The organism is Nonomuraea sp. H19 (assembly GCF_052068215.1).
In the GTDB taxonomy this organism is placed as follows: Bacteria; Actinomycetota; Actinomycetes; order Streptosporangiales; family Streptosporangiaceae; genus Nonomuraea.
In genome coordinates this window covers 85,768-107,834 of the sequence record NZ_JBQHCV010000003.1, presented here as the reverse complement: position 1 = coordinate 107,834, position 22,067 = coordinate 85,768, and the positions used below count along the sequence as shown (strand labels likewise).

The window sequence follows — 22,067 nt, the reverse complement described above, 5'->3', positions numbered from 1 at the left end:
AGGATATGCATGCGGCTCAAACCGGGTACGGCCTGGCACGACGCCTACGACCGCTGCTGCGCGGCGGCGCCCGAGGCGTTCCACGACGACCGGGTGCTCAACCACTGGGGCGGCATCTGGCACCGCGACGGGCGCCCGGTGCCCGGATTCTCGCCGCTGGACGGCACCGCCATCGCCGGGCCGCCCCGGCTGGACCGGGCGGGCGCGGGGCGCGCGGTGGCGGGCGCCGTCGAGGAACACCGGCGCTGGCGGCACCTGCCGCTCGCCGAGCGCAAGGCCATGGTGTCCGCGGCCGTGGAGTCCATGGCCGCCCACCGTGACCTGCTGGCGCTGCTGCTGGTGTGGGAGATCGGCAAGCCGTGGAAGACCGCCTGCGCCGACGTGGACCGCTGCCTGGACGGCGTGCGCTGGTATTTGACGGAGATCGACCGCATGGTGGCCGGCCGCATGCCGCTGCCCGGCCCCGTCAGCAACATCGCGAGCTGGAACTATCCGATGAGCGTGCTCATGCACGCCATGCTCGTGCAGGCGCTGGCCGGCAACGCGGTCATCGCCAAGACCCCCACGGACGGCGGGCTGTGCTGCCTGACCCTCGCCTGCGCGCTCGCCGTACGGGAAGGACTGCCCTTCACGCTGGTCAGCGGGGGAGGGGCGGAGCTGTCGCCGGTGCTGGTGGCGGGGCGGTCGCTGGGCTGCGTGTCGTTCGTGGGCGGCAGGGACGCGGGGGCGAAGGTGGCGACCTCGCTGGCCGACCTCGGCCGCCGGCACGTGCTGGAGCAGGAGGGGCTCAACTGCTGGGGCGTGTGGGAGTACGGCGACTGGGAGCTGCTCACCCGGCAGATCCGGGCGTCGTTCGACTACGGCAAGCAGCGCTGCACCGCGTATCCGCGGTTCGTGGTGCAGCGGTCGCTGTTCCACGAGTTCCTCTCCGCCTATCTGGCGGCGGTGGGATCGCTGCGGTACGGCCATCCGCTCGCGGTCGCCGATCCCGCCGATCCGCTGCCCGAGCTGGACTTCGGCCCGCTGATCAACGCCTCGAAGGCCAAGGAGCTGGCCGACCAGGTGGACGAGGCCGTCGCGCGGGGCGGCGTGCCGGTGCACCGGGCGCCGTTGGCTGCCGGACATTTCCTGCCGGGGCAGGATATTTCGGCGTACTTCCCCCCGACGGCGCTCCTCAGCCCGCCCCGCTCGTCACCCCTCTTCCACGCCGAGCCCTTCGGCCCGGTCGACACGATCGTGCTGGTGGACACCGAGGCGGAGCTGCTGGCCGCCATGAACGCCAGCAACGGCGCCCTCGTGGCCACGCTGTCCTGCGACGAGGAGGAGACCTTCCACCGGCTGGCGCCCGAGGTGCGGGCGTTCAAGGTCGGCCACAACCGGCCGCGCTCCCGCGGCGACCGCGAGGAGCTGTTCGGCGGGCTCGGCGCCTCCTGGCGCGGCGCGTTCGTGGGGGGCGAGCTGCTGGTGAGAGCCGCGACCGCCGGCCCGGACGGCGAGCGCCTGCCGGGCAACTTCCCGCACTACACGCTGCTGCCCTAGAGCGCCCCGAAGCGGGTCGCCGCCAGGAGCACGAGAAAGGTCAGCATGGCGACCCGCATCAGCTTCCCGCCGATCCCCAGCGACGGCCACGACAGGTAGGCCAGCCAGCCGATGAACGCGATCACCGGCAGCACGGCCACGCCGCCCAGCGGATTGGTCACGGCGAACCCGACCAGCAGCAGGACCACCAGCACCACGGGCGTCAGCCACCGCGGGACCTGCGTGAACAGGTATGTCATCGGCAGCGCGCTACGCTGCTCCACGGCCTTGCGCAGGCCGGTCGCGCCCGGTGTGAAGAACCGCTCGCCCTGTGGGAGCGGGAGCTTGTTGTTGGCAGCCACACCCCGAGCCTACGGGAGCCATCTCCTCAAGGGCCATGGGAAGCCGGATCAAGGGCCACGGGAAGTTCGTGCACTTGGTGGCTGTTACCCCTCTAATCTGGTCGGGTGCTCGCCGTGATCCGATACTCCGTGCCAGAGTCCCAGTCCCAAGACTTCGTCAAGCAGGGCCATGTCATCCTCGACACGCTCACCGACCAACCGGGCTTCCAGCGGGGCAGGCTGGCCCGATCGGTCGATGAGCCCAATTTGTGGGCGCTGGTCACGGAGTGGGAGGGCGCGGGCTTCTACCGCAGAGCGCTCTCCGCCGCCCGGATGGCGATGTATCCGCTCATGATCCTCATGGTCAACGAACCCAGCGCGTTCGAGGACGTTTACCTGCAGGACAGGACATAACAATACTGGCGCGCGAGTTTGTGCGACCGTCCCCTAAGCTGGGATCTCATCAATTCAACTCGCCGACCTCCAGCCGGAAAGAGAACCAACCAAATGGCACGACGCACCGACGTCATGGACACCATCGTCAGCCTCGCCAAACGCCGCGGGCTCGTCTACCCGTCGAGCGAGATCTACGGCGGACTGCGCGCGTCGTGGGACTACGGTCCACTGGGCGTCGAGCTGAAGAACAACGTCAAGCGGCAGTGGTGGCTGTCGATGGTCCAGGCCCGCGAGGACGTCGTCGGCCTCGACTCCTGCGTCATCCTGGCGCCCGAGGTGTGGCGGGCCAGCGGTCACGTCGAGACCTTCACCGACCCGCTGACCGAGTGCCTGTCCTGTCACAAGCGCTTCCGGGCCGACCACCTCATCGAGGCCTACGAGGAGAAGAACGGCAAGTCGCCCGAGGGCGGCCTGGCGGACATCACCTGCCCCAACTGCGGCAACAAGGGCACCTTCACCGAGCCCCGGCAGTTCAGCGGTCTGCTCAAGACCTACCTCGGCCCGGTCGAGGACGAGTCCGGCCTGGCCTATCTGCGGCCCGAAACCGCGCAGGGCATCTTCATCAACTACCTCAACGTCCAGCAGTCCGCGCGCAGGAAGATCCCATTCGGCATCGGCCAGATCGGCAAGTCGTTCCGCAACGAGATCACGCCGGGCAACTTCATCTTCCGCACCCGTGAGTTCGAGCAGATGGAGATGGAGTTCTTCGTCAAGCCGGGCACGGACGAGGAATGGCACCAATACTGGATCGACGAGCGCTTCCGCTGGTATTCCGACCTGGGCATCAACAAGGACAACCTGCGGCTCTACGAGCACCCCAAGGACAAGCTGTCCCACTACTCCAAGCGCACCGTCGACGTCGAATACCGCTTCAACTTCACCGGCTCCGAGTGGGGTGAGCTCGAGGGCATCGCCAACCGCACCGACTTCGACCTCTCCTCCCACTCCAAGGCGTCGGGCGTCGACCTCAGTTTCTTCGAGCAGGACACCGGGGAGCGCTACGTCCCCTACGTCATCGAGCCCGCGGCCGGCGTGGACCGCGCCACGCTGACGTTCCTGCTGGACGCCTACAGCGAGGACGAGGCGCCCAACGCCAAGGGCGTCATGGAGAAGCGCACAGTCATGCGGCTCGACCACCGGCTCGCCCCGGTCAAGGCCGCGGTGCTGCCGCTGTCGCGCAACGCCGACCTGTCGCCGAAGGCCCGCGACCTGGCCACACAGCTGCGCCGCAAGTGGAACGTCGAGTTCGACGACGCGGGCGCGATCGGCCGCCGCTACCGGCGGCAGGACGAGATCGGCACGCCGTTCTGCATCACGGTCGACTTCGACACCCTCGAAGACCAGGCCGTGACGATCCGCGAGCGCGACTCCATGCGTCAGGAGCGCATCTCCATCGACGGCGTGGAGTCCTATCTTCGCCAGCACCTCAACGACTGATCCTCTGCTTTTTCGTTTTCGAAAGGCCGCCTTCCGCGCATCGGTGGGCGGCCTTTCTGTTTCGACGGCCGGTGCACGCGTGAAACCACGAAGCCGGTGAAACAGGCGCGCGTCGCGGCGGCGCGGCGGTGAAGCGGAGGAGCGTCTCCCTGGAGGGTCCTCAGCCCCGTGCGGTGGAAGGAGCCCACGTGGCTCCGCCGTAAAGGATGGTCCGGCGGTTGAACGGAAGGAGCGGCACCGGCGCGCCGCCGTGACGCGCGCCCGGTTGACCGGCACCGTTGTCCCACGTAGAGCGGCGGTTGCGGCGGTTTCACCTTGGCCCGTTCGTCCGGTCATACGGATCCGGGTGTCACTCGGATGAGGTGTGACCACATGTGGCCGTCGTGATTGACAAGCGTCCGGCATACGCAGAGATTGCGGGCATCCCTAGCGGCATTCGGGGGCTGATTTCTCGGAGGCGCGATGAAGCGCACGTTCATTTTGTTCGCCGGTCTGCTCCTGATATTCGGGTCATTGACCGTTCCCCCGGCCTCGGCGGTGCCGGAACCGGGGGCGGGTCCGGACGGCGTGTTCGTCTACACCGGCGAACTCACCGCGGACCAACTGGCCGGTCTCATCGCGGCAGGCGTGGACCGCGAGGAGATGAGGATCGTCAAACGGGCGGACGGCAAGGTCACCGTCGAGGTCATCCTCGCCTCGGCGCTGGCGGACCGGCTGGCCAAGCAGGGCATCACGCTCAAGGCCCAGGTCGCGAACCAGGCACGCCTGGCGCAGAAGGGCGACGGGGTCTTCAAGCGTTACGCGGGCGCGGGCGGCATCCGCGAGGAGATCGTCGCCGCGGCGAACGCCAAGTCCGGCATCGCGAAGGTCGTCGAGATCGGCACCAGCCTCAACGGCACGCCGATCACCGCCATCAAAGTGACCAAGGACGCGCGCAAGCTGCGTGACGGCACTCGCCCGGCCATGTTGTACCTCGCCGCCCAGCACGCCCGCGAGTGGATCACGCCGGAGATGGTACGGCGGCTGCTGCACCACTTCCTCAACGGGTACGGGATCGACGCCGAGCTGACCAAGCTCGTGAACACCACGGAGCTGTGGTTCCTGCCGGTGGCCAACCCCGACGGCTACGACCACACGTTCACTCCCGACAACCGGCTGTGGCGCAAGAACCTGCGCGACAACGACGGCGACGGGCAGGTCACCAGCGCCGACGGCGTCGACCTCAACCGCAACTTCGCCTACAAGTGGCGCTACGACGACGAGGGTTCGTCGGGCATCGTCTCCAGCCAGACCTACCGCGGCAAGACGGCCCAGTCCGAGCCGGAGACCGTGGCGCTGGACAACCTCAGCAAGCGGGTGCGGTTCAAGTACCTGATGAACTACCACTCCGCGGCCATGCTGCTGCTCTACGGCATCGGCTGGCAGCAGGCCACCCCGTCGCCCGACGATCTGATCTTCGAGGCGCTGCTGGGCGACGACGCGAACCCCGCCGTGCCGACGTACGACCCGGACATCGGCGCCGAGCTCTACACCACCAACGGCGAGACCGACGGGCACATGACCAACCTGCGCGGCGCCATGTCGATCACGCCGGAAATGTCCACCTGCGAGGCGGCGGCCGAGCGCGACCCCAACGACGAGTGGACGCTGGATGACTGCGCCGGCGGACTCGGGTTCACCTTCCCCGACGACGAGGAGCTGATCCAGGGCGAGTTCGCCATGAACATCCCGCTGGCGCTGGCCGCGGCCAAGTCCGTGCACACGCCGGACAAGCCGGTCTCGGTCGTCGGGCGCACGGTGCCCGACTTCGCGCCGGACTCCTTCGCGGTCTCGTACGGCGACCCGCAACCGGTGGCCGTCACCGCGCGCCGGTCGCTGCTCGCCAAGATGATGCGCTTCCGCATCAACGGCGGCCCCGCGCAGGTCAGGCCGCTGTCGGAGTGGACGGGCGGCGAGCGGTACGGCGGCGAGAACGATCTGTACTTCGCCGAATACCGCGCCAGCGTGAGCGGCGCCAAACCGGGCGACAAGGTGGAGGTCTGGTTCCAGGGCTTCAAGCCGGGCACCGGCGTCGTCTCCAGCCCGCACTTCACCTACACGCTGGCCAAGGACTCCGCGGCCAAGGTCCTGGTGATCGCCAATGAGGACTACACCGGCTTCAACCCGGACTATCCGGCGGCGGTGACCGCGCCCAAGTACACCACCAAGTACCAGCAGGCCCTCAAGGCCGCCGGATACGCGTCCGAGACCTGGGACGTCGACGCCCAGGGCGTGCCGCACCACCTGGGCGTGCTGTCCCACTTCAAGGGCCTCGTGTGGGAGCTGGGCGACAACCGGCTGTCCATGGACCAGCAGGACGTGGTCACGGTCACCCCGCTCGGCGACCTGCCGGACGCCGACGTCAAGCGGTCGCAGCAGGACCTGACCATCGCCGTCCGCGACTATCTCAACGAAGGAGGCAAGCTCCTCTACACCGGCGAGACCACCGCGTACTACGGCATCCTCGACACGATCGTCGGCGGCGTCTACTACGGCATCGACGGCAACCCGGACGGGGACTGCGTGGTCACCAGCATCCAGGGCCTGTTCGACGAGTGCCTGCTGCTGGCCGACGACTTCACCCAGTACTACCTGGGCGTCGGCGGCCGCACCCCGCGCGCCGACCCGAGCGGCTTCACCGCAACCGGCCCGCTGGCCGGGGTGAACGGCGCCTTCGGCGGCCCGGCCACGGCCGACAACCCGGTGGACGAGGCGGGCGTGCTGCAGCCCATGGGCACGGACTTCCCGCGCTTCGCGGGCACGCCGGCGGCGGACTACCAGCTCGGCACCCCGGGTCCGTTCGATCCCGTCGAAGGCCAGTGGTTCGTCAACGGCTCGCACGCCGACGACTCCTACATGCGGCTGACCAGGACGATCGACCTGGGCTCCGTGACGGCGGCGCAGCAGCCGCGGCTGGCGTTCCAGCTGTCCTTCGACACCGAGCCCGGCTACGACAACGTCATCGTCGAAGCGCACACGGCCGGCCAGGACAACTGGACGACGCTGCCGGATCTCAACGGCGGCACCGACACCGGGGTCCCGACGGAGTGCGCGGCCGGGTTCCTCCTGGAGGAGCACCCCTGGCTGCTGCGCTACCTGACCCCGGGCAACCCGTGCACGCCGACCGGGACCAGCGGCTCCTGGAACCGGTTCACCGAGAACTCGGGCGGCTGGCAGCAGGTGGCCTTCGACCTGTCCGCGTACGCGGGTCAGCAGGTCGAGGTGTCGATCAGCTACGTGACCGACCCCGGCACCGGCGGCGTGGGCGCGTTCGTCGACGACACCAGGGTCACCACGACCGGCGGCACGCTCAACGCCGAGGGCTTCGAGAGCGGGCTCGGGCCTTGGACGATTCCCGGACCTCCGGCGGGCAGCCCGGCCGGTGCCGGCGACTTCGTCCGGGCGCAGGCCGACAAGACGGCGGCCGTGAGCACGAAGGACACGGTGCTGCTGGGGTTCGGCCTGGAGCAGCTGGGCACCGACAACGAGCGGAACGCGGCCTTGAAGAAGGTGATGAAGTACCTGATCGGCTGACCCATGGGTAACGGACGGCCACCCGCGCGCGGGTGGCCGTCCGGCTTTCCCTCCGAAGGACGGCCACCCACGACGCACCGGCTCCATGGGGACGGGTCGCGCCGGGGCTGTGGAAGGTCTACCCCGGCAACCGAAAAACCGTGTAAAGCCGGGAGTTACGCAGGTTTTCGCGGTCGCCTGATGACATGCCTCCTAAGCCCGATATGAGGCCGATACGAGGGACGAGGAAACCCATGCGTAGATCACGTTTCGCTCTAGTGGCACTGGCCGCGGGAGCACTGGTCATGACCGGGAGCGCCGCGTTCGCCGAACCCGAGCCGAGCGCCCTTGAACTCCGGGTCGTCGTGGACGACTGCCCCTACCAGGAGGACATGCGGCCATGACGGACCCCGCGCTGCTCGAACGGGCGCTGTTCGAGGTCAAGCGGGTGATCGTCGGCCAAGACCACATGGTCGAACGGCTGCTCGTCGCGGTCCTCGCCAAGGGGCACTGCCTGCTCGAAGGCGTGCCCGGCATCGCCAAGACGCTGGCCGCCGAGACCCTGGCCACCGTGGTCGGCGGCACGTTCGCGCGCATCCAGTTCACGCCCGACCTGGTGCCGTCCGACATCGTCGGCACCAGGATCTACCGGCCGTCGACCGAGAGCTTCGACATCGAGCTCGGCCCGGTCATGGCCAACCTGCTGCTCGCCGACGAGATCAACAGAGCGCCTGCGAAGGTGCAGTCGGCGCTGCTGGAGATCATGGCCGAGCGGCAGGTCAGCATCGGCGGCGTCACCCATGAGGTGCCGACGCCGTTCCTGGTGCTGGCCACCCAGAACCCCATCGAGTCCGAAGGCGTCTACCACCTGCCCGAGGCGCAGCGCGACCGCTTCCTCATGAAGATCGACGTGGACTATCCCAGCGAATCGGAGGAGCTGGCGATCGTCTACCGCATGAGCGTGGACCCGCCCGCGGCCCAGCCGATCTTCGACCCCGCGCAGGTCGTCGCCCTGCAGCGGCGGGCCGAGGAGGTCTTCGTGCATCACGCGGTCGCCGAGTACGCCGTGCGCCTGGTCTACGCCACCCGCGACCCCGAGCGGTACGGGGTGGAGGACGTGCGGCGGCTGCTGGCCTTCGGCGCGAGCCCCAGGGCGACGCTCGGCCTGCTGGCGGCCGGCCGGGCGCTGGCGCTCATGCGGGGGCGCGACTACGTGCTGCCGGAGGACGTACGGGACCTGGCCCACGACGTGATGGCGCACCGTCTCGTGCTCTCCTTCGACGCGCTGGCCGACGGGGTCGCGCCGCGGCAGATCGTGGACCGGGTGCTGGCCGCCGTGCCGCTGCCGGTCATCACGCCCCAGCAGGAGACGCTGCGCCAGGAAGCCGTGGCATGAAGCCGTACCTGATGGCAGAGCCCGCGCTGCGCAGGCTCGAGCTGACGATCACCAGGAGGCTGGATGGGCTGCTCCAGGGTGAACACCTGGGCCTGGTGCCAGGTCCGGGGAGCGAGCCGGCGGAGACCAGGGCGTACCAGCCGGGGGACGACGTGCGGCGGATGGACTGGAACGTCACCGCCCGCACCAACGAACCCCACGTCCGGGACCTGGTCGCCGACCGGGAGCTGGAGATCTGGGCCCTGCTCGACGCCACCGCCAGCATGGACTTCGGCACGGCGGCGATGGAGAAGCGGGAGCTGGCCCTGTCCGCGCTGGCCGCGGTCGGCTTCCTCACCCAGCGGACCGGCAACCGGATCGGCACCCACCTGCTGCACGGCGGCGGCGTCAGGACGCTGCCCGCCAGGACGGGCCGGCCGCACCTGATGGCGCTGCTGCAGGCGGCGTTCGCGCTGCCCCGCACCCCGCCCGGGGTGGCCGAGCCGCTGCTGGGCGTGGCGGCCGAGCAACTGGGCCGGGTGGTACGCCGCCGCGGCCTGGTCGTCGTCGTGTCGGACTTCCTCGATTCGCCCGAGACCTGGGAGCTGCCGGTGCGCAAGCTCACCGCCAGGCACCAGGTGCTGGCCGTGGAGGTGCTCGACCCGCGCGAGCTGACCCTGCCGGACGTGGGCGTCCTCACGCTGATCGACCCGGAGACGGGCCGGCGGCGCGAGGTCGCCACCGGCAACGCGCGGTTGCGCCGCAGGTACGCCGAGGCGGCGGCCGGGCAACGCGAGGCGATCACGCAGGCGCTGCGCCGGGCCGGGGCCACGCACCTGCGGCTGCGTACCGACCGGGACTGGGTGCGGGACCTGGTCAAGCACATCATGAGCCAGCGCCGCCTGGCCATGCTGGCCGCGAGCCCCACCCTGCCCGCACGCGCGGGCGGGCCGCGGGAGGGAGGTGATGTGGCATGACGCTGCTCTCGCCCATCTGGCTGCTGCTGCTCATCCCCGTGGCCCTGCTGGCCGTCACGTACGTGATCATGGCGCTGCGGCGTACCGCGTACGCCGTCCGGTTCACCAACCTGGACCTGCTCGACAAGGTCGCGCCGCGCGGGCCCGGCTGGCGCAGGCATGTGCCCGCGGCCGCGCTGCTGCTCATGTTCACCCTGCTGGTGATCGGGTTCGCGCGGCCGACGGCCGAGGTGCAGGTGCCCAGGGAACGGGCGACGATCATGGTGGCGTTCGACGTGTCCGCGTCCATGGGCGCCACCGACGTCTCCCCGAACAGGTTCGAGGCGGCCAAACAGGCGGCCCGGCAGTTCGTGCAGGGGCTGCCGGAGCGGTTCAACCTGGGCCTGGTGTCGTTCTCCTCGGCGGCCTCGGTCGCCGTGCCGCCGACCACGGACCGGCAGGCGGTGCTGAGCGCGCTCGACCGGCTCAGCACGTCCTCCGGCACCGCCATCGGCGAGGCGGTCTACTCCTCGCTGGAGGCCATCGCCTCGCTGGACTCGCAGGAGGATAGGCCGCCCGCGCACATCGTGCTGCTGTCCGACGGCTCCAGCACCACGGGCCGCCCCGTGAGCGAGGCGGCGACCGAGGCGTCCAACAGGGGCGTCCCGGTCACCACCATCGCGTACGGCACGCCCGGCGGCACCATCAACCTGTCCGGCAACGAGGTGCCGGTGCCGGTGGACGGCCCGGCGCTGCGCGGGCTGGCGGAGACGGCCGGCGGCGGCTTCTACGAGGCGGCGAGCGGCGACCAGCTGCAGGCCGTCTACGAGGACATCGGCACCTCGGTCGGCTACCGGACCGAGCGTCAGGAGGTATGGCAGTGGTTCGTGGCGGCGGGACTGATCTCCGCGTTGATCGCGGCGGTGACGTCGATGCTCTGGTTCTCGAGGCTTCCGTGAGGGGCCTGGGCAGTCCGCGCGGGCCGGAGTTCGTCACGCCGCCGCTCGGCACCCGCGAGGAGCAGCCGGTCATCGGCGCATCCAAGGCACCCGGCACACCGGGCACACCCAAGACGCCGCCCAAGGGACGCCTGCTGGTGGCCGCCGCGCTCGTCGCGGCCGTCACCGGAGCGGCGGCGGGCGTGGCGGGGGAGCGGCTCTACGAAGGGTCCGAGCCGCCCCCCGCCGCCGCCCTCCCCAGGGTCGCGGCCGCCCCGTCGGCCAACCTGACCGGGCTGAGCGCGACGGCGGCCCGCGTGCTGCCCAGCGTGGTCTCGGTGGACGTCGGGCGCGGCGGCGGTTCGGGGTTCGTGGTGGACGACCGCGGCCACATCCTCACCAACGAGCACGTGGTCGAGGGCGCCGACGAGGTGACCGTGATCCTCAACGACGGCCGCAGGCTGTCCGCCCGGGTGATCGGCGAGGACGACAGCGAGGACCTGGCCGTGCTGGAGGTGTCCGCCCCCGGGAACCTGCCGCCCGCCACGCTCGGCAGGTCCGCGGACCTGTCCGTCGGCGACCAGGTGCTCGCGATCGGCTCCCCGCTGGGCCTGTCCGGCACCGTCACCTCCGGCATCGTCAGCGCCCTGGACCGGGAGGTGCGGCTGGGCGGCGCCGCACGTACGGCGGTGCAGACGGACGCCTCGATCAACCCGGGCAACTCCGGCGGCCCGCTGGTCAACGCCCGCGGCGAGGTCGTCGGCGTGAACACCGCGATCGCGGCAGGGCGGGGCGGCGGCAACATCGGCATCGGCTTCGCCATTCCGATCGACCGGGCCGCGCCCATCGCGGAACGCATCATCCGAAACTAGGGTCCGAGGCATGCGACTGCTTGTGGTTGAGGACGAGGAGGACCTGGTCGACGCGTTGCGGGTGGGCCTCATCCGTGCGGGATACGCCGTGGACGTGGCCTACGACGCGCCGTCGGCGCACGAGAAGTTGCAGGTCAACACGTACGACCTGGTCCTGCTCGACCTGAATCTGCCCGGCGGCGACGGCTTCCAGCTGTGCCGCACCGTGCGCGCGGCGGGCCAGGGCGTGCGGATCATCATGGTGACCGCCCGCGACCGGCTGGACGACCGCGTGCGCGGGCTCGACGAGGGGGCCGACGACTACCTGGTCAAGCCGTTCGCGTTCCCCGAGCTGCTGGCCCGGGTGCGGGCGCTGCTGCGCAGGGACACCGGCGGCGGCACCTCCGTGCTGGAGGTGGGCCGGCTGCGGATCGACACGGCCCGGCTGGAGGTGTCGATCGACGGCAGGGCGCTGGCGCTCACCCCCAAGGAGTACGGCGTCCTGCACTACCTCATGACCCGGCCGGGCCACGTCGTGTCCACCGAAGAGCTGCTCGAACACGTCTGGGACGAGCACGCCGACCCGTTCACCAGCACCGTCCGCGTCACGGTCGGCAACCTGCGCCGCAAGCTGCAGGAAGAGGGCCTGATCGAGACCGTCATCAGCCGGGGCTACCGGCTCAAGGAGCCGACATGATCCACACCATCCGCTTCCGGATCACCGTGCTCTACTCCGGCCTGCTGTTCGTGCTGGCGGCGCTCGTGCTCGGCGGCATCTACTACGCGGTCTCCAAGTCCACCGATCAGCGCCCGATCACGACGGAATTCGCCAAGGCCTACAGCGGCAGCACCTACCTCGGCAAGCGCGAGGTGGTCTTCGCCGAGGAGGTCGAGAACGCGGTCAACGTCAGGACGATGGCGACGCTGCGTGACTATTCGCTGCTCACCCTGGCCGGCCTCTACGTCGCCAGCCTGGGCATCGGCTGGGTGCTCGCGGGCCGGGTGCTGCGCCCGGTCCGGTCGATCACCCGTACCACGGAGGAGATCCAGGCCACCGACCTGAAGCGGCGCATCAAGCTGAACGGGCCGCGCGACGAGCTGAAGGACCTGGCCGACACCATCGACACCATGCTCGACCGCCTGGAGGAGGCGTTCAGCGCGCAGCGACAGCTCATCGACGACGCCTCGCACGAGCTGCGCAGCCCGCTGACGATCATCCGGGCGAACGTCGACGCCGTGCTCGCCGCCCCCGACGCCAGCGACGACGAGCGGGCCAGGGCCGTGGCCATCGTGGACCGCGCGACCACCCGCATGACCAGGCTGGTGGAGGACCTCCTGGCCAGCGCCAGGCGGCAGGGCGGCGCGTTCGCCGACGCCGACCTGGACCTGGCGTGGGTGGCGGGGGAGGCGTGCGAGGAGTACGCCGCCCCGGCCGCCGGTCGCGACGTGACGATCACCCGCGACCTGGGGCGGGGCCTGGAGACGACCGGCGACTCCGACGCGCTGCGGCGGGCGGTGGCGAACCTGCTGTCCAATGCCGTCCGCCTGTCTCCGCCCGGCGGCACGATCAAGGTCGCGGCCGGTCGGTCGGAAGGCTGGCTGTGGGTGGCGGTCCGCGACGACGGTCCCGGGCTGGGGGAGGCCGAGCAGGAGCGGGTGTTCGACCGGTTCTGGCGCGGCGAGGCCAGCCGCCGCGACCGCCACACGGGTCTCGGCCTGGCCATCGTCCGCCAGATCGTGGAGTCGCATGGGGGCCGCGTGGCGGTGTTCTCCAGGCTGGGGGAGGGGGCGACGTTCGTGCTGTGGCTGCCGCCGCGCGACGGCGTGCCCGGCACGCCGCCCGAGGACAATCCGCTGGCTTGAGCGGGCGCGGTGATTCTCCGGCCGGTCTCCCCCTTTCCTAAGAATTGGTTTAAACCAATTGGTATAAACCAATTTCCGATCAACGGGCGTATAATTGGATTAGACCTCTGGTGCGTCCTTCACCAGCTCAAACATCGACTTAGCCGAGGAGTGCAGTTTCGTCATCAATTCCACCGGTAGAGTCCGGGGCAGAGGCGTTGGATTGGAGCTGCGGTGGCCAAGCATGTTTACGACTTCACCGAGGGCAACAGGAATCTCAAAGATCTTCTCGGCGGTAAAGGCGCGAATCTCGCCGAGATGACCAACCTCGGGCTACCCGTTCCCCCCGGATTCACGATCACCTCCGAGGCCTGCCGCCACTACCTGGCGGCAGGCGACCTGCCGGAGGGCCTGGAACAGGAGATCGCCGAGCATCTGGACGCGCTCGAGGCCCAGATGGGCAGGAGGCTCGGGCAGGCCGACGACCCGCTGCTGGTGAGCGTGCGGTCGGGAGCGAAGTTCTCCATGCCGGGCATGATGGAGACCGTCCTCAACATCGGCCTCAACGACGAGTCCGTGCACGGCCTGGCCAAGCAGGCGGGCGGCAACGAGCGCTTCGCGTGGGACTCCTACCGCAGGCTCATCCAGATGTTCGGCAAGACCGTGCTCGACATCGACGGCGAGCTGTTCGAGCAGGCGCTCGACGCGCTCAAGGGCAAGCGCCAGGACACCGACCTGAACGCGGGCGAGCTGCAGAGCCTCGTGGAGACGTACAAGGGCATCGTCCGCGAGCAGACCGGCAAGGACTTCCCCACGGACCCGCGCGAGCAGATGCGCCTGGCCGTCATGGCCGTCTTCGACTCCTGGAACGCACCGCGCGCCATCCTCTACCGCCGCCAGGAACGCATCCCCGCCGACCTCGGCACCGCCGTGAACATCATGGCCATGGTCTTCGGCAACTACGGCGACGACTCCGGCACCGGTGTCGCCTTCACCCGCGACCCGGGCTCGGGCCGGCAGGGCATCTACGGCGACTACCTGCAGAACGCCCAGGGCGAGGACGTGGTCGCGGGCATCCGCAACACGATCCCGCTGGAGGAGCTCGAACGCCTCGACAAGCACTCCTACGACGAGCTTCGCTCGATCATGGAGACCCTCGAGACGCACTACAAGGACCTGTGCGACATCGAGTTCACCATCGAGCGCGGCAAACTGTGGATGCTGCAGACGCGGGTCGGCAAGCGCACCGCGGGGGCCGCGTTCTGCATCGCCACCCAGCTCGTCGACCAGGGCCTCATCACCATCGACGAGGCCGTCACCCGGGTCACCGGCGACCAGCTCGCCCAGCTCATGTTCCCCCGCTTCGACGGCGGCGCTCCCAAGAAGAAGATCGCCAAGGGCATGAACGCCTCGCCGGGCGCCGCCGTCGGCAAGGCCGTCTTCTCCTCCGAGCGCGCCGTGGAGCTGACCGAGCAGGGCGAGGCCGTCATCCTCGTCCGCCGCGAGACCAACCCCGACGACCTGTCCGGCATGATCGCCGCCAAGGGCGTCCTGACCAGCCGCGGCGGCAAGACCTCCCACGCCGCCGTGGTCGCCCGCGGCATGGGCAAGACATGCGTGTGCGGCGCTGAGGAGCTGGAGGTCTCGACGGCCGAGCACAAGTTCACCGCGCCCGGCGGTGTCGTCGTCTCGGAAGGCGACGTGATCTCCATCGACGGGACGACCGGCGAGGTCTTCCTCGGCGAGGTGCCGGTCGTGGACTCGGCCGTGGTCGAGTACTTCGAGGGCGCCGAGCCGGACGACGACCTGGTCAGGGCGGTGGACCGGATCATGCGGCACGCGGACGGCGTACGCAGGCTCGGGGTCCGGGCGAACGCGGACACGCCGGAGGACGCGGCGCGGGCCCGCCGCTTCGGGGCGCAGGGGATCGGGCTGTGCCGGACCGAGCACATGTTCCTGGGGGAGCGCCGCCAACTGGTCGAGGACCTGGTCCTGGCCTCGGCGGATGCGGAGCGCCAGGCGGCGCTGGACGCCTTGGAGCCTCTGCAAAAGTCCGACTTCATCAGGATTTTTCAGGCTATGGACGGCGATCCTGTTACGATCCGCCTGATCGACCCGCCCCTGCACGAGTTCCTCCCCGACATCGTCGACCTGTCCGTCAAGGTCGCCACGTCGTCGGACGTCACGGAGAAGGATCGCAAGCTGCTGGTGGCGGTCAAGCGCCTCCACGAGCAGAACCCCATGCTCGGCCTGCGCGGCGTCCGCCTGGGCCTGGCCATCCCCGGCCTGTTCGCGATGCAGGTCAGGGCGATCGCCCAGGCGGCCAAGGAGGTGCCGGGCGCGCGGCCGGAGATCATGATCCCGCTGGTGGCCGCCGTACAGGAGCTCGAGTCCGTACGGGAGGAGGCCGTCAAGATCCTCGCCGAGGTAGGCGTCGAGGCGTTGATCGGGACCATGATCGAGGTCCCGAGAGCAGCCCTCATCGCGGGCCAGATAGCCGAAGCCGCGGAGTTCTTCTCGTTCGGCACCAACGACCTGACCCAGATGGCGTGGGGCTTCTCCAGGGACGACGTGGAATCCTCGTTCTTCCACCGCTACCTGGACCTGGGCATCTTCGGCGTCTCCCCGTTCGAGACCCTGGACAGGGAGGGCGTGGGCCGCCTGATCGAGATCGCCGCCGCGGAGGGCCGGGCAGCCCGGCCGGATCTTCATCTGGGGATCTGCGGGGAGCATGGGGGCGACCCGGACTCGGTCCACTTCTGCCACGACGTGGGCCTGGACTACGTCTCGTGCTCCCCGTTCCGGATCCCGGTGGCCCGCCTGGAGGCCGGCCGCGCCGCCTTGAAAGACACCGACTCCGACACCCGCTAGAAATCCCCGGAACACCAAGGACTCCGGGAAGCCCCAGTCGCTGCGGGGCTTCCCGGGTTCGCACGGTTGTTCACGGTGGCCGTTCCCACTGAGCTCGCGTCGGCAAGGAGAGACGACGGCTTCCGCCGATCCGCCTGTCGTTCATGGGAGTTTCGGAGTCCGCGTTGCCGGCGGAGTATCAGCGCATCCTGGCTGCCGTGCGGGCGGCCGGCAGTCCGGTCGCTACCCGGCAGATCGGCGAGGCGCTGGGCGTGGACACCGGGGTGCGGGGCAAGCTGGAGCCGCTGCGCGGGAAGCTGACGAAGCCGGCCGACCGCGGCTGGCTGCACAAACGGCCCGACGGGAAGTTCACCGTCCGCCCGTGACCGGCCCGCACGGACGGCAGGGCGTAACCAAGGCGCCCCCGGCGGCTGTTGGAATTGTGTGACGAAAACCAATAAGCATGCCGGGGACACCGTGTCCCTGGTCTACCAGTGCCGCCTGCCGCTGTCCACGCGCACCGTGAACTACCTCGCCGATCTGCTGCGCGGCCACCTGAAGTCGATACGGTCCAGGTGGCGGGCACTGCCGGCCGGGCACTCCGAACAACCCTCACACCACCACCCTGACCAGCTCCTTCAAGAGGGCGCAGCTTCACTGAAGCTCGCAGCCACGGAGCGTCACGGAGTCCACGTAGGTTTTCGAAGCTCGATCGCCGGTTACCGGAAAGTCATATTCGGCGCGGTACGGCTCCGTCCTGCCAGCGGTAGAGGTCGCGCAGCAGGGAAATCTCGGCGCCGTGATGGATCAGCTCCCTGTTGACGTGCAGGACGATGCCCTCCATGGGAAACCGCTCGGGGCCCACCGTGGGCGGATTCTCCAGGTCAGCGTCCGAGAGCTCGCGGACCCCCGCGTTCCATCTCCCATACATCTCATCGAGCTGTTTTAGCGCCTCGTCAGCGGTCCCCGCGAAGGCGAATGTCTGGGAGTCGACGTCCTGGCCGCCGAAGTGCCATCCGACCCGATAGCCCAGGCAGGAGACGATGATGTGCGCCAGCCGCCAGGCAATCGTGGTCACCGGCGCCGGCACCGGGTCAGGGGACGCGGAGTCCATCGTCCATTCCCCCGAACCTGCCGACATCGGTGCGGCCGACGTGCCACGTGGGCGGATGCTCCAGCAGCCGCGCACCGGCTCCCAGAAGTACTCCTCATCGGCAAGACCGTGCAGCCGCGGCCGCAGGTTCTTGTGCCAGTGCCGGTCCAGCTGGTCCGCGAGTCGCTCGCTTCTTGTCATTTCCGTACGCTACATACAACGGAGACCTGGCTGCGACCCTCGCGGACGCCGTCGCCGGCCGTGGGCCGCGAGAGCGTACCGCACCGGGAGATGACGCTGGGGGCTGATGTGCCCTTCGGGCCGCGCCGCCGCGAGCGGCTGTTTGACATCAACAACCCGGCTGGCTGGGTTGGGTTCAATGACCCAAATGTGACAGCCTCGACCGATGACATGACGGATGATCAAGACCGCAGACTCCCGCCCGAGATCAGCATGAGTATCCCGAGCGAGCGCCACGCCAGAGCCTCCGACCTGCATGTTCGAAGATGGCGAAGACTCATGGCGTCTCGCCGTCGCGTCCGGGGCGGATGGTGGCGAAGGCCGCGCCGGCCGCGTGAGCCTGCACGAGTCCGTCCTGCGCGGCCGTCCACCCGGCCACCGCGCGCAGGTTGTTGAACTCCTGGGACAGGGTGGTCGCGGAGGTGGTGCGCGTGTCGGTGTTGATGGTGACGGCCAGCCCGTCGGCCAGGAGCCGGGCCGCGGGATGTGCCTGCAGGCTTGGGACCGCGCCGGTCTGCACATTGCTGGTCGGGCACATCTCCAGGGCGATGCCGTCGCGCCGCAGCCGTTCGAGGAGCGCGTCTTCGCCGACGCACCTGACGCCGTGGCCGATCCGGCGCGCGCCGAGCACGTCGATCGCCTCCCACATACTGCCGGGGCCTGCCGCCTCACCGGCGTGGACCGTGCAGGGGAGTCCCGCCCCGTGGGCGAGATCGAAGGCTGCCCGGTGCGGGGCGGCGGTATGGTGCCGCTCATCGCCCGCGAGGTCGAGTCCGGCCACCTTGTCGCGGTGCCGCAGCGCCGTCTCGGCCACGGCGAGGCTCTCGTCGGGCGTCTGGTGCCGCAGGCAGCACAACAGCAACCCGGTGCGTACGCCGGTGGCCTGCCGCCCTGCCGCCAGACCCTCGAAGACGGCCTCGACCGCCTCGTCCTGAGACATGCCGCGCCGGCCGTGCAACTGCGGGGCGAAGCGCACCTCGCCGTAGACCACGCCGTCGGCGCTCCAGTCTTCGACCAGCTCGCGGGCGGCCCGGTGGAGAGCGCCGGGGGTCTGCAGCACCTGCAGCGGCACGTCGATGTAGGTGAGGAACCGGGTCAGGCTGCCGCAGTCCGCGGGCGCCGTGACCAGTCGCTCGACGGGGGCGTTCAAGACGATCCCCTGGCGGCGTGCCAGGTCGGCGACCGTCCTGGGGCGTACCGATCCGTCGAGATGGCAGTGCAGCTCATAACGCGGCACGGGAGCGGTGACGGCGTCGGAGCTCATCGGCGTCCTTCCAGTTCACGATCGGCTCCGGCGCAGGTGGTGAACAGCAGGTCCTTGAAGCCTGTTTCACTGACCCGGCGGACCAGCGTCACGTTGGGCGGATGGGCCGCGCGGCGACGGTCGATGATCAGCTGGCCGCGTGTCTCGTCGCCGAGGGCGATGTCCACATGAGCCTGCTCTCGCTCAATGATCAGCTCGGGCCGCAGAGCCACTGCCATGGCGACGGGGTCTGGGAGGTCGTAGCCGGCCAGGCCGGTGACGTCGCGGGCCCAGTCGGCGACAGTTCGGTTCACACGGTGGGCGAAGATGGCCATGGGGGTGCCGAGCCGCTCCAGCCGGGACTGGTCCTCGGGCGTCATGACGGCGTCCTTGCGGGAGACGTCCCAGCCGATCCAGGTCACCTTGTCCGGCGTGGCCGCCCGCAGCACCACCCGGGCCGCCTCGGGGTCGGCCCAGGCGTTGTACTCGGCGGTGGCCGTGATGTTGCCGCTCATGTCGGCGGCGCCGGCCATGCAGTACACATGCCGATACCGGGTGAGCAGATCGCTGTCGCGGACCAGCGCGGCCGCGATGTTGGTGAGCGGGCCGAGCGTGACCAGCGTCAGCTCACCAGGGTGCCTGCGGGGGTAGGACAGCAAGGCGTCGACCGCGTGCTCCGGCTCGGCGGACCGCAGCGGGTCGGGTAAGCCGATGTCGCCCATGCCGTCCTGGCCGTGCACCTGCTGGGCGGTGGATGGCGTACGCGTCATCGGGCGTTCGGATCCCGGATGAACAGGGACGTCGACGTGCCCGGCCACTTGCAGGGAAACGAGCGCGTTGCGGGTCCCCGTGGCGACAGGCACGTTGCCCGCCACCGTGGTCACGGCGCGCACGTCGCCCAGACCGCTGGCGGCCGCCAGCAGCAGCGCCACCGCATCGTCGGACCCGGTGTCGGTATCGATGATCAAGGGAAGAGCCGGCACTTCTCACCTTCTGTCTAATCGTTTAGATCGACGCTATCTAATCGATTAGATGGCAGGATGTAAACTGCCATGACGAAACGCCCGGACAAGCCCATCACGCTGGCCGACGTCGCCCGCCGAGCAGGGACCTCGACGGCCGTGGTCAGCTATGTGATCAACAACGGTCCTCGTCCCGTCGCCGCCGCGACGCGGGAACGCGTCCTGGCCGCCGCGGCCGAGCTCCACTACCGCCCCAACCGCATCGCCCGGGCGCTGCGCTCGCGTACCACGGGCGTGGCCGGCCTGGTGCTGGCCGACGCGTCCAATCCCTACTTCGGCGCCCTGGCCAGGCACATCGAGCAAGCGCTCGAGAAGCGCGACCGGCTCACATTGGTCGGCAACGCCGGATACTCCGCGGACCGCCAGCGGGATCTCGTCGCGCGCTTCCTGGCCGCCCAGGTCGACGGGCTGGTGATCGTCTCCGCCGAGGAAGGTGGCGACGTGGCGGCCCAGGCCGAAGCGGCCGGCGTATCAGCCGTGTACGTCCATCACGGACCCCCTGACGGGCACGCGCCGGTGGTGGCGGCCGACAACCAGACCGCCGTGCACGAGGCGGTCGCGCACCTGCGCCGGCACGGGCACCGGCGCATCGCCTTCCTGGCCGGCCCGCACGACGCAGGACCCGTGGGCCTGCGGCGTCAGGCATGGACCGCGGCCCTCACCGGCGATCCCGACGCCGTACTCCTGCGCTGCGACTACTCACGCGCCGCGGCGGACGCCTTGACCCGCCACCTCATCGCTGAAGGCACCATGCCACGCGCCCTGATCACCGCCACGGACGAGCACGCCACCGGGGTCCTGTCCGGGGCGTGGGCCTGCGGGCTTCCCGTCCCCGACCGGCTCGCGCTGATCAGCCTCGACGGAACCCCCGAGAGCGCCCACACCGCTCCAGCCCTGACGGTAACCCAACAGCCCCTGCGGGCCATGGCCGAGCAGGCCGTCGAGCTGCTGTTCGGCGACATTTCCCGGGCGCTTACCGCGCATGCCCCTTTGGTCATCAGACGCAGCTGCGGCTGCGAAGCTTAATGATCAATTCGCCGGTGCTGGATCGTGCGATATGGGCTGTCCGATGACCTGATCCGGCCGGTCCAGCCATATGCGTTGCCCGTCTGCGGTAACCGTCATGCCGAACCGGTCGCGCCCAGGCTCGCCCCAGCTCACCCACCGGAAGAAGGCATCGACGGTCTCCTCCCACAAAGGCCGGCCGCCGACCTGGTAGATCTCGTACTCCTCCACACCGGGACGCCACTCCACGACCGCCCAGGAGTACGGGTCGGCGGGGTCGGACAGCCACAGCCGGTACAAGTGCCCCTCCGCATCGGGCTCCGCGCTGCCATGCGAGGCCAGGCCGGTCAATGCCGCGATGGCGAGATCGGCTCCGGCGGGGGCGCAGGCGATCGTACGAGGGTCGATGTGCGTGGTGAGGTGGTGCTTGTCCTGCGGACCGCGGGCCGGGCGGCCCACCGGTTTGCGCTGCGAACGCATCATCATGTAGGAGGCGAACCCCGGGAAACGGCCATGCGCGGTCCCGCCCGGCATGACGATGAGCCGCAGCCCGTGGCTGGTGCCGAAACCGGGACAGTGCGGCAGGACGATCACCGCGCCTGGACGGGACTGCTCAATCCATGTGTAGGGGACGGCGCGGACACCACAGGTCACATGGACGCGGTCGTAGGGGGCGTGTGCCGCGTGGCCGTCCGCGCCATCGCCGACAACGAGGTGCGGGTGAATCCCGGTCTCGTTCAGGCGCTTGGCGGCCTGCTCGGCCACAGCGGCGTCCACTTCGATCGATGTCACGCTGCCGGGCTCGCCGACCAGGCGGCACAGCAGGGCGGCGGTCCAGCCGGTGCCCGTGCCGATCTCCAGCACTCGGTGACCACGTTCGGGACCCAGCCATTGCAGCAGGTCGGCTACCGTGCTGGGCGCCGAGGCCGACGAGGTGAAGTCGCCTGAGCCTGTCGAGATGTCGGTGGCGCCGTCGTCGAGTTGGGTGACGATGCTGGTGTCGGAGTAGACGGCGCCCCACCAGGCGCCAGGGTTGGTGTCACGGTCGATCACCGTCGTCTCGCCCGCGTCGTACGCCTGCCCGACCGGAGGGATGAACAGGTGACGGGGAACGGCCCTCATGGCCTCCCAGATGTGTCCGGCGTCCGGGACGATGGCGCTGACCTCATTGATCAGTGCCTCGACCCTGTCGGAGACGCCAGTCACTTCTTGCCGCCGCCGTTGCCCCCGCTGCCGCCGCGACTGTGTCTGCCGTCGCCGCCCTTCTTCTCGTCCGGGGTGGGCTTCTCGGGTACGAAAGGTTTGTCCTTCTTGGGGCTGCCGCCGTGCTTTCCACCCATGCCGATCT

General features: G+C 69.7%; 20 protein-coding genes. 14 read left to right on the top strand and 6 right to left on the bottom strand.

Features of this window, described 5'->3' with window-relative positions; translation table 11 throughout:
* The first annotated feature begins 9 nt into the window (after positions 1 to 9).
* Positions 10 to 1,539 (top strand): aldehyde dehydrogenase family protein, encoded by a 1,530-nt coding sequence (locus ACTMTI_RS07180; RefSeq protein WP_441118974.1) that lies wholly within the window; start codon positions 10 to 12, stop codon positions 1,537 to 1,539.
* Here the strand turns inward: ACTMTI_RS07180 and ACTMTI_RS07175 are convergent.
* Positions 1,536 to 1,880 (bottom strand): DUF6703 family protein, encoded by a 345-nt coding sequence (locus ACTMTI_RS07175; protein ID WP_441118973.1) that lies wholly within the window; start codon positions 1,878 to 1,880, stop codon positions 1,536 to 1,538. The genes ACTMTI_RS07180 and ACTMTI_RS07175 overlap by 4 nt on opposite strands.
* 105 nt (positions 1,881 to 1,985) lie before the next feature.
* Here ACTMTI_RS07175 and ACTMTI_RS07170 point away from each other — a divergent pair, with 105 nt between their 5' ends.
* The 12 genes from ACTMTI_RS07170 (at position 1,986) to ACTMTI_RS07115 (ending at position 16,502) form a co-directional block, all read left to right on the top strand.
* Positions 1,986 to 2,273 (top strand): antibiotic biosynthesis monooxygenase family protein, encoded by a 288-nt coding sequence (locus tag ACTMTI_RS07170; protein ID WP_441118972.1) that lies wholly within the window; start codon positions 1,986 to 1,988, stop codon positions 2,271 to 2,273.
* 93 nt (positions 2,274 to 2,366) lie between these two features.
* On the top strand, positions 2,367 to 3,752 hold the full coding sequence (locus tag ACTMTI_RS07165) for a glycine--tRNA ligase (protein WP_441118971.1): 1,386 nt from the start codon (positions 2,367 to 2,369) through the stop codon (positions 3,750 to 3,752).
* A 462-nt stretch (positions 3,753 to 4,214) separates the two neighbouring features.
* Positions 4,215 to 7,325 (top strand): M14 family zinc carboxypeptidase, encoded by a 3,111-nt coding sequence (locus ACTMTI_RS07160; RefSeq protein ID WP_441118970.1) that lies wholly within the window; start codon positions 4,215 to 4,217, stop codon positions 7,323 to 7,325.
* A gap of 233 nt (positions 7,326 to 7,558) precedes the next feature.
* The gene (locus ACTMTI_RS07155; protein WP_441118969.1) at positions 7,559 to 7,708 is read left to right on the top strand and encodes a hypothetical protein; all 150 of its coding nucleotides are present in this window, start codon (positions 7,559 to 7,561) and stop codon (positions 7,706 to 7,708) included.
* A complete protein-coding gene (locus ACTMTI_RS07150) occupies positions 7,705 to 8,700 on the top strand; it encodes an AAA family ATPase (protein ID WP_441118968.1) in 996 nt (331 codons plus the stop codon). Before ACTMTI_RS07155 ends, ACTMTI_RS07150 begins: the two co-directional genes overlap by 4 nt.
* Positions 8,697 to 9,656 (top strand): DUF58 domain-containing protein, encoded by a 960-nt coding sequence (locus ACTMTI_RS07145; protein ID WP_441118967.1) that lies wholly within the window; start codon positions 8,697 to 8,699, stop codon positions 9,654 to 9,656. Before ACTMTI_RS07150 ends, ACTMTI_RS07145 begins: the two co-directional genes overlap by 4 nt.
* The gene (locus ACTMTI_RS07140) at positions 9,653 to 10,594 is read left to right on the top strand and encodes a VWA domain-containing protein (RefSeq protein ID WP_441118965.1); all 942 of its coding nucleotides are present in this window, start codon (positions 9,653 to 9,655) and stop codon (positions 10,592 to 10,594) included. The genes ACTMTI_RS07145 and ACTMTI_RS07140 overlap by 4 nt, the downstream gene beginning before the upstream one ends.
* Positions 10,591 to 11,445, top strand: coding sequence for a S1C family serine protease (locus tag ACTMTI_RS07135; RefSeq protein WP_441118963.1), 855 nt, complete (start codon positions 10,591 to 10,593; stop codon positions 11,443 to 11,445). The genes ACTMTI_RS07140 and ACTMTI_RS07135 overlap by 4 nt, the downstream gene beginning before the upstream one ends.
* A 10-nt stretch (positions 11,446 to 11,455) precedes the next feature.
* The gene (locus tag ACTMTI_RS07130) at positions 11,456 to 12,121 is read left to right on the top strand and encodes a response regulator transcription factor (protein ID WP_441118962.1); all 666 of its coding nucleotides are present in this window, start codon (positions 11,456 to 11,458) and stop codon (positions 12,119 to 12,121) included.
* The gene (locus ACTMTI_RS07125; RefSeq protein WP_441118961.1) at positions 12,118 to 13,287 is read left to right on the top strand and encodes a HAMP domain-containing sensor histidine kinase; all 1,170 of its coding nucleotides are present in this window, start codon (positions 12,118 to 12,120) and stop codon (positions 13,285 to 13,287) included. The genes ACTMTI_RS07130 and ACTMTI_RS07125 overlap by 4 nt, the downstream gene beginning before the upstream one ends.
* Before the next feature lie 213 nt (positions 13,288 to 13,500).
* Positions 13,501 to 16,137: a pyruvate, phosphate dikinase gene (gene ppdK, locus ACTMTI_RS07120; RefSeq protein ID WP_441118959.1), complete on the top strand. Its 2,637-nt coding sequence runs from the start codon at positions 13,501 to 13,503 to the stop codon at positions 16,135 to 16,137.
* Positions 16,138 to 16,280: 143 nt separating this feature from the next.
* The gene (locus ACTMTI_RS07115) at positions 16,281 to 16,502 is read left to right on the top strand and encodes a hypothetical protein (RefSeq protein WP_441118957.1); all 222 of its coding nucleotides are present in this window, start codon (positions 16,281 to 16,283) and stop codon (positions 16,500 to 16,502) included.
* A gap of 344 nt (positions 16,503 to 16,846) precedes the next feature.
* Here ACTMTI_RS07115 and ACTMTI_RS07110 read toward each other — a convergent pair whose 3' ends face one another.
* From ACTMTI_RS07110 to ACTMTI_RS07100, 3 genes are all read right to left on the bottom strand, one after another.
* Positions 16,847 to 17,410 (bottom strand): DinB family protein, encoded by a 564-nt coding sequence (locus ACTMTI_RS07110; protein WP_441118955.1) that lies wholly within the window; start codon positions 17,408 to 17,410, stop codon positions 16,847 to 16,849.
* A gap of 316 nt (positions 17,411 to 17,726) precedes the next feature.
* Positions 17,727 to 18,713 carry an adenosine deaminase gene (gene add, locus ACTMTI_RS07105; protein ID WP_441118953.1) on the bottom strand — a complete coding sequence of 329 codons (987 nt, stop codon included), beginning with the start codon at positions 18,711 to 18,713 and terminating at the stop codon, positions 17,727 to 17,729.
* Entirely contained in the window at positions 18,710 to 19,675 is a 966-nt protein-coding gene (locus tag ACTMTI_RS07100; protein WP_441118951.1) for a nucleoside hydrolase, read from the bottom strand. Before ACTMTI_RS07100 ends, add begins: the two co-directional genes overlap by 4 nt.
* Before the next feature lie 69 nt (positions 19,676 to 19,744).
* Here ACTMTI_RS07100 and ACTMTI_RS07095 point away from each other — a divergent pair, with 69 nt between their 5' ends.
* Positions 19,745 to 20,740, top strand: a complete 996-nt coding sequence (locus ACTMTI_RS07095) for a LacI family DNA-binding transcriptional regulator (protein ID WP_441118950.1) — start codon at positions 19,745 to 19,747, stop codon at positions 20,738 to 20,740.
* Between the two features lie 3 nt (positions 20,741 to 20,743).
* On the opposite strand, the gene ACTMTI_RS07090 is transcribed toward ACTMTI_RS07095, so the two are convergent.
* Entirely contained in the window at positions 20,744 to 21,925 is a 1,182-nt protein-coding gene (locus ACTMTI_RS07090; protein ID WP_441118949.1) for a methyltransferase domain-containing protein, read from the bottom strand.
* The gene (locus ACTMTI_RS07085; protein WP_441118948.1) at positions 21,922 to 22,059 is read right to left on the bottom strand and encodes a hypothetical protein; all 138 of its coding nucleotides are present in this window, start codon (positions 22,057 to 22,059) and stop codon (positions 21,922 to 21,924) included. Before ACTMTI_RS07085 ends, ACTMTI_RS07090 begins: the two co-directional genes overlap by 4 nt.
* Positions 22,060 to 22,067 lie beyond the last annotated feature (8 nt).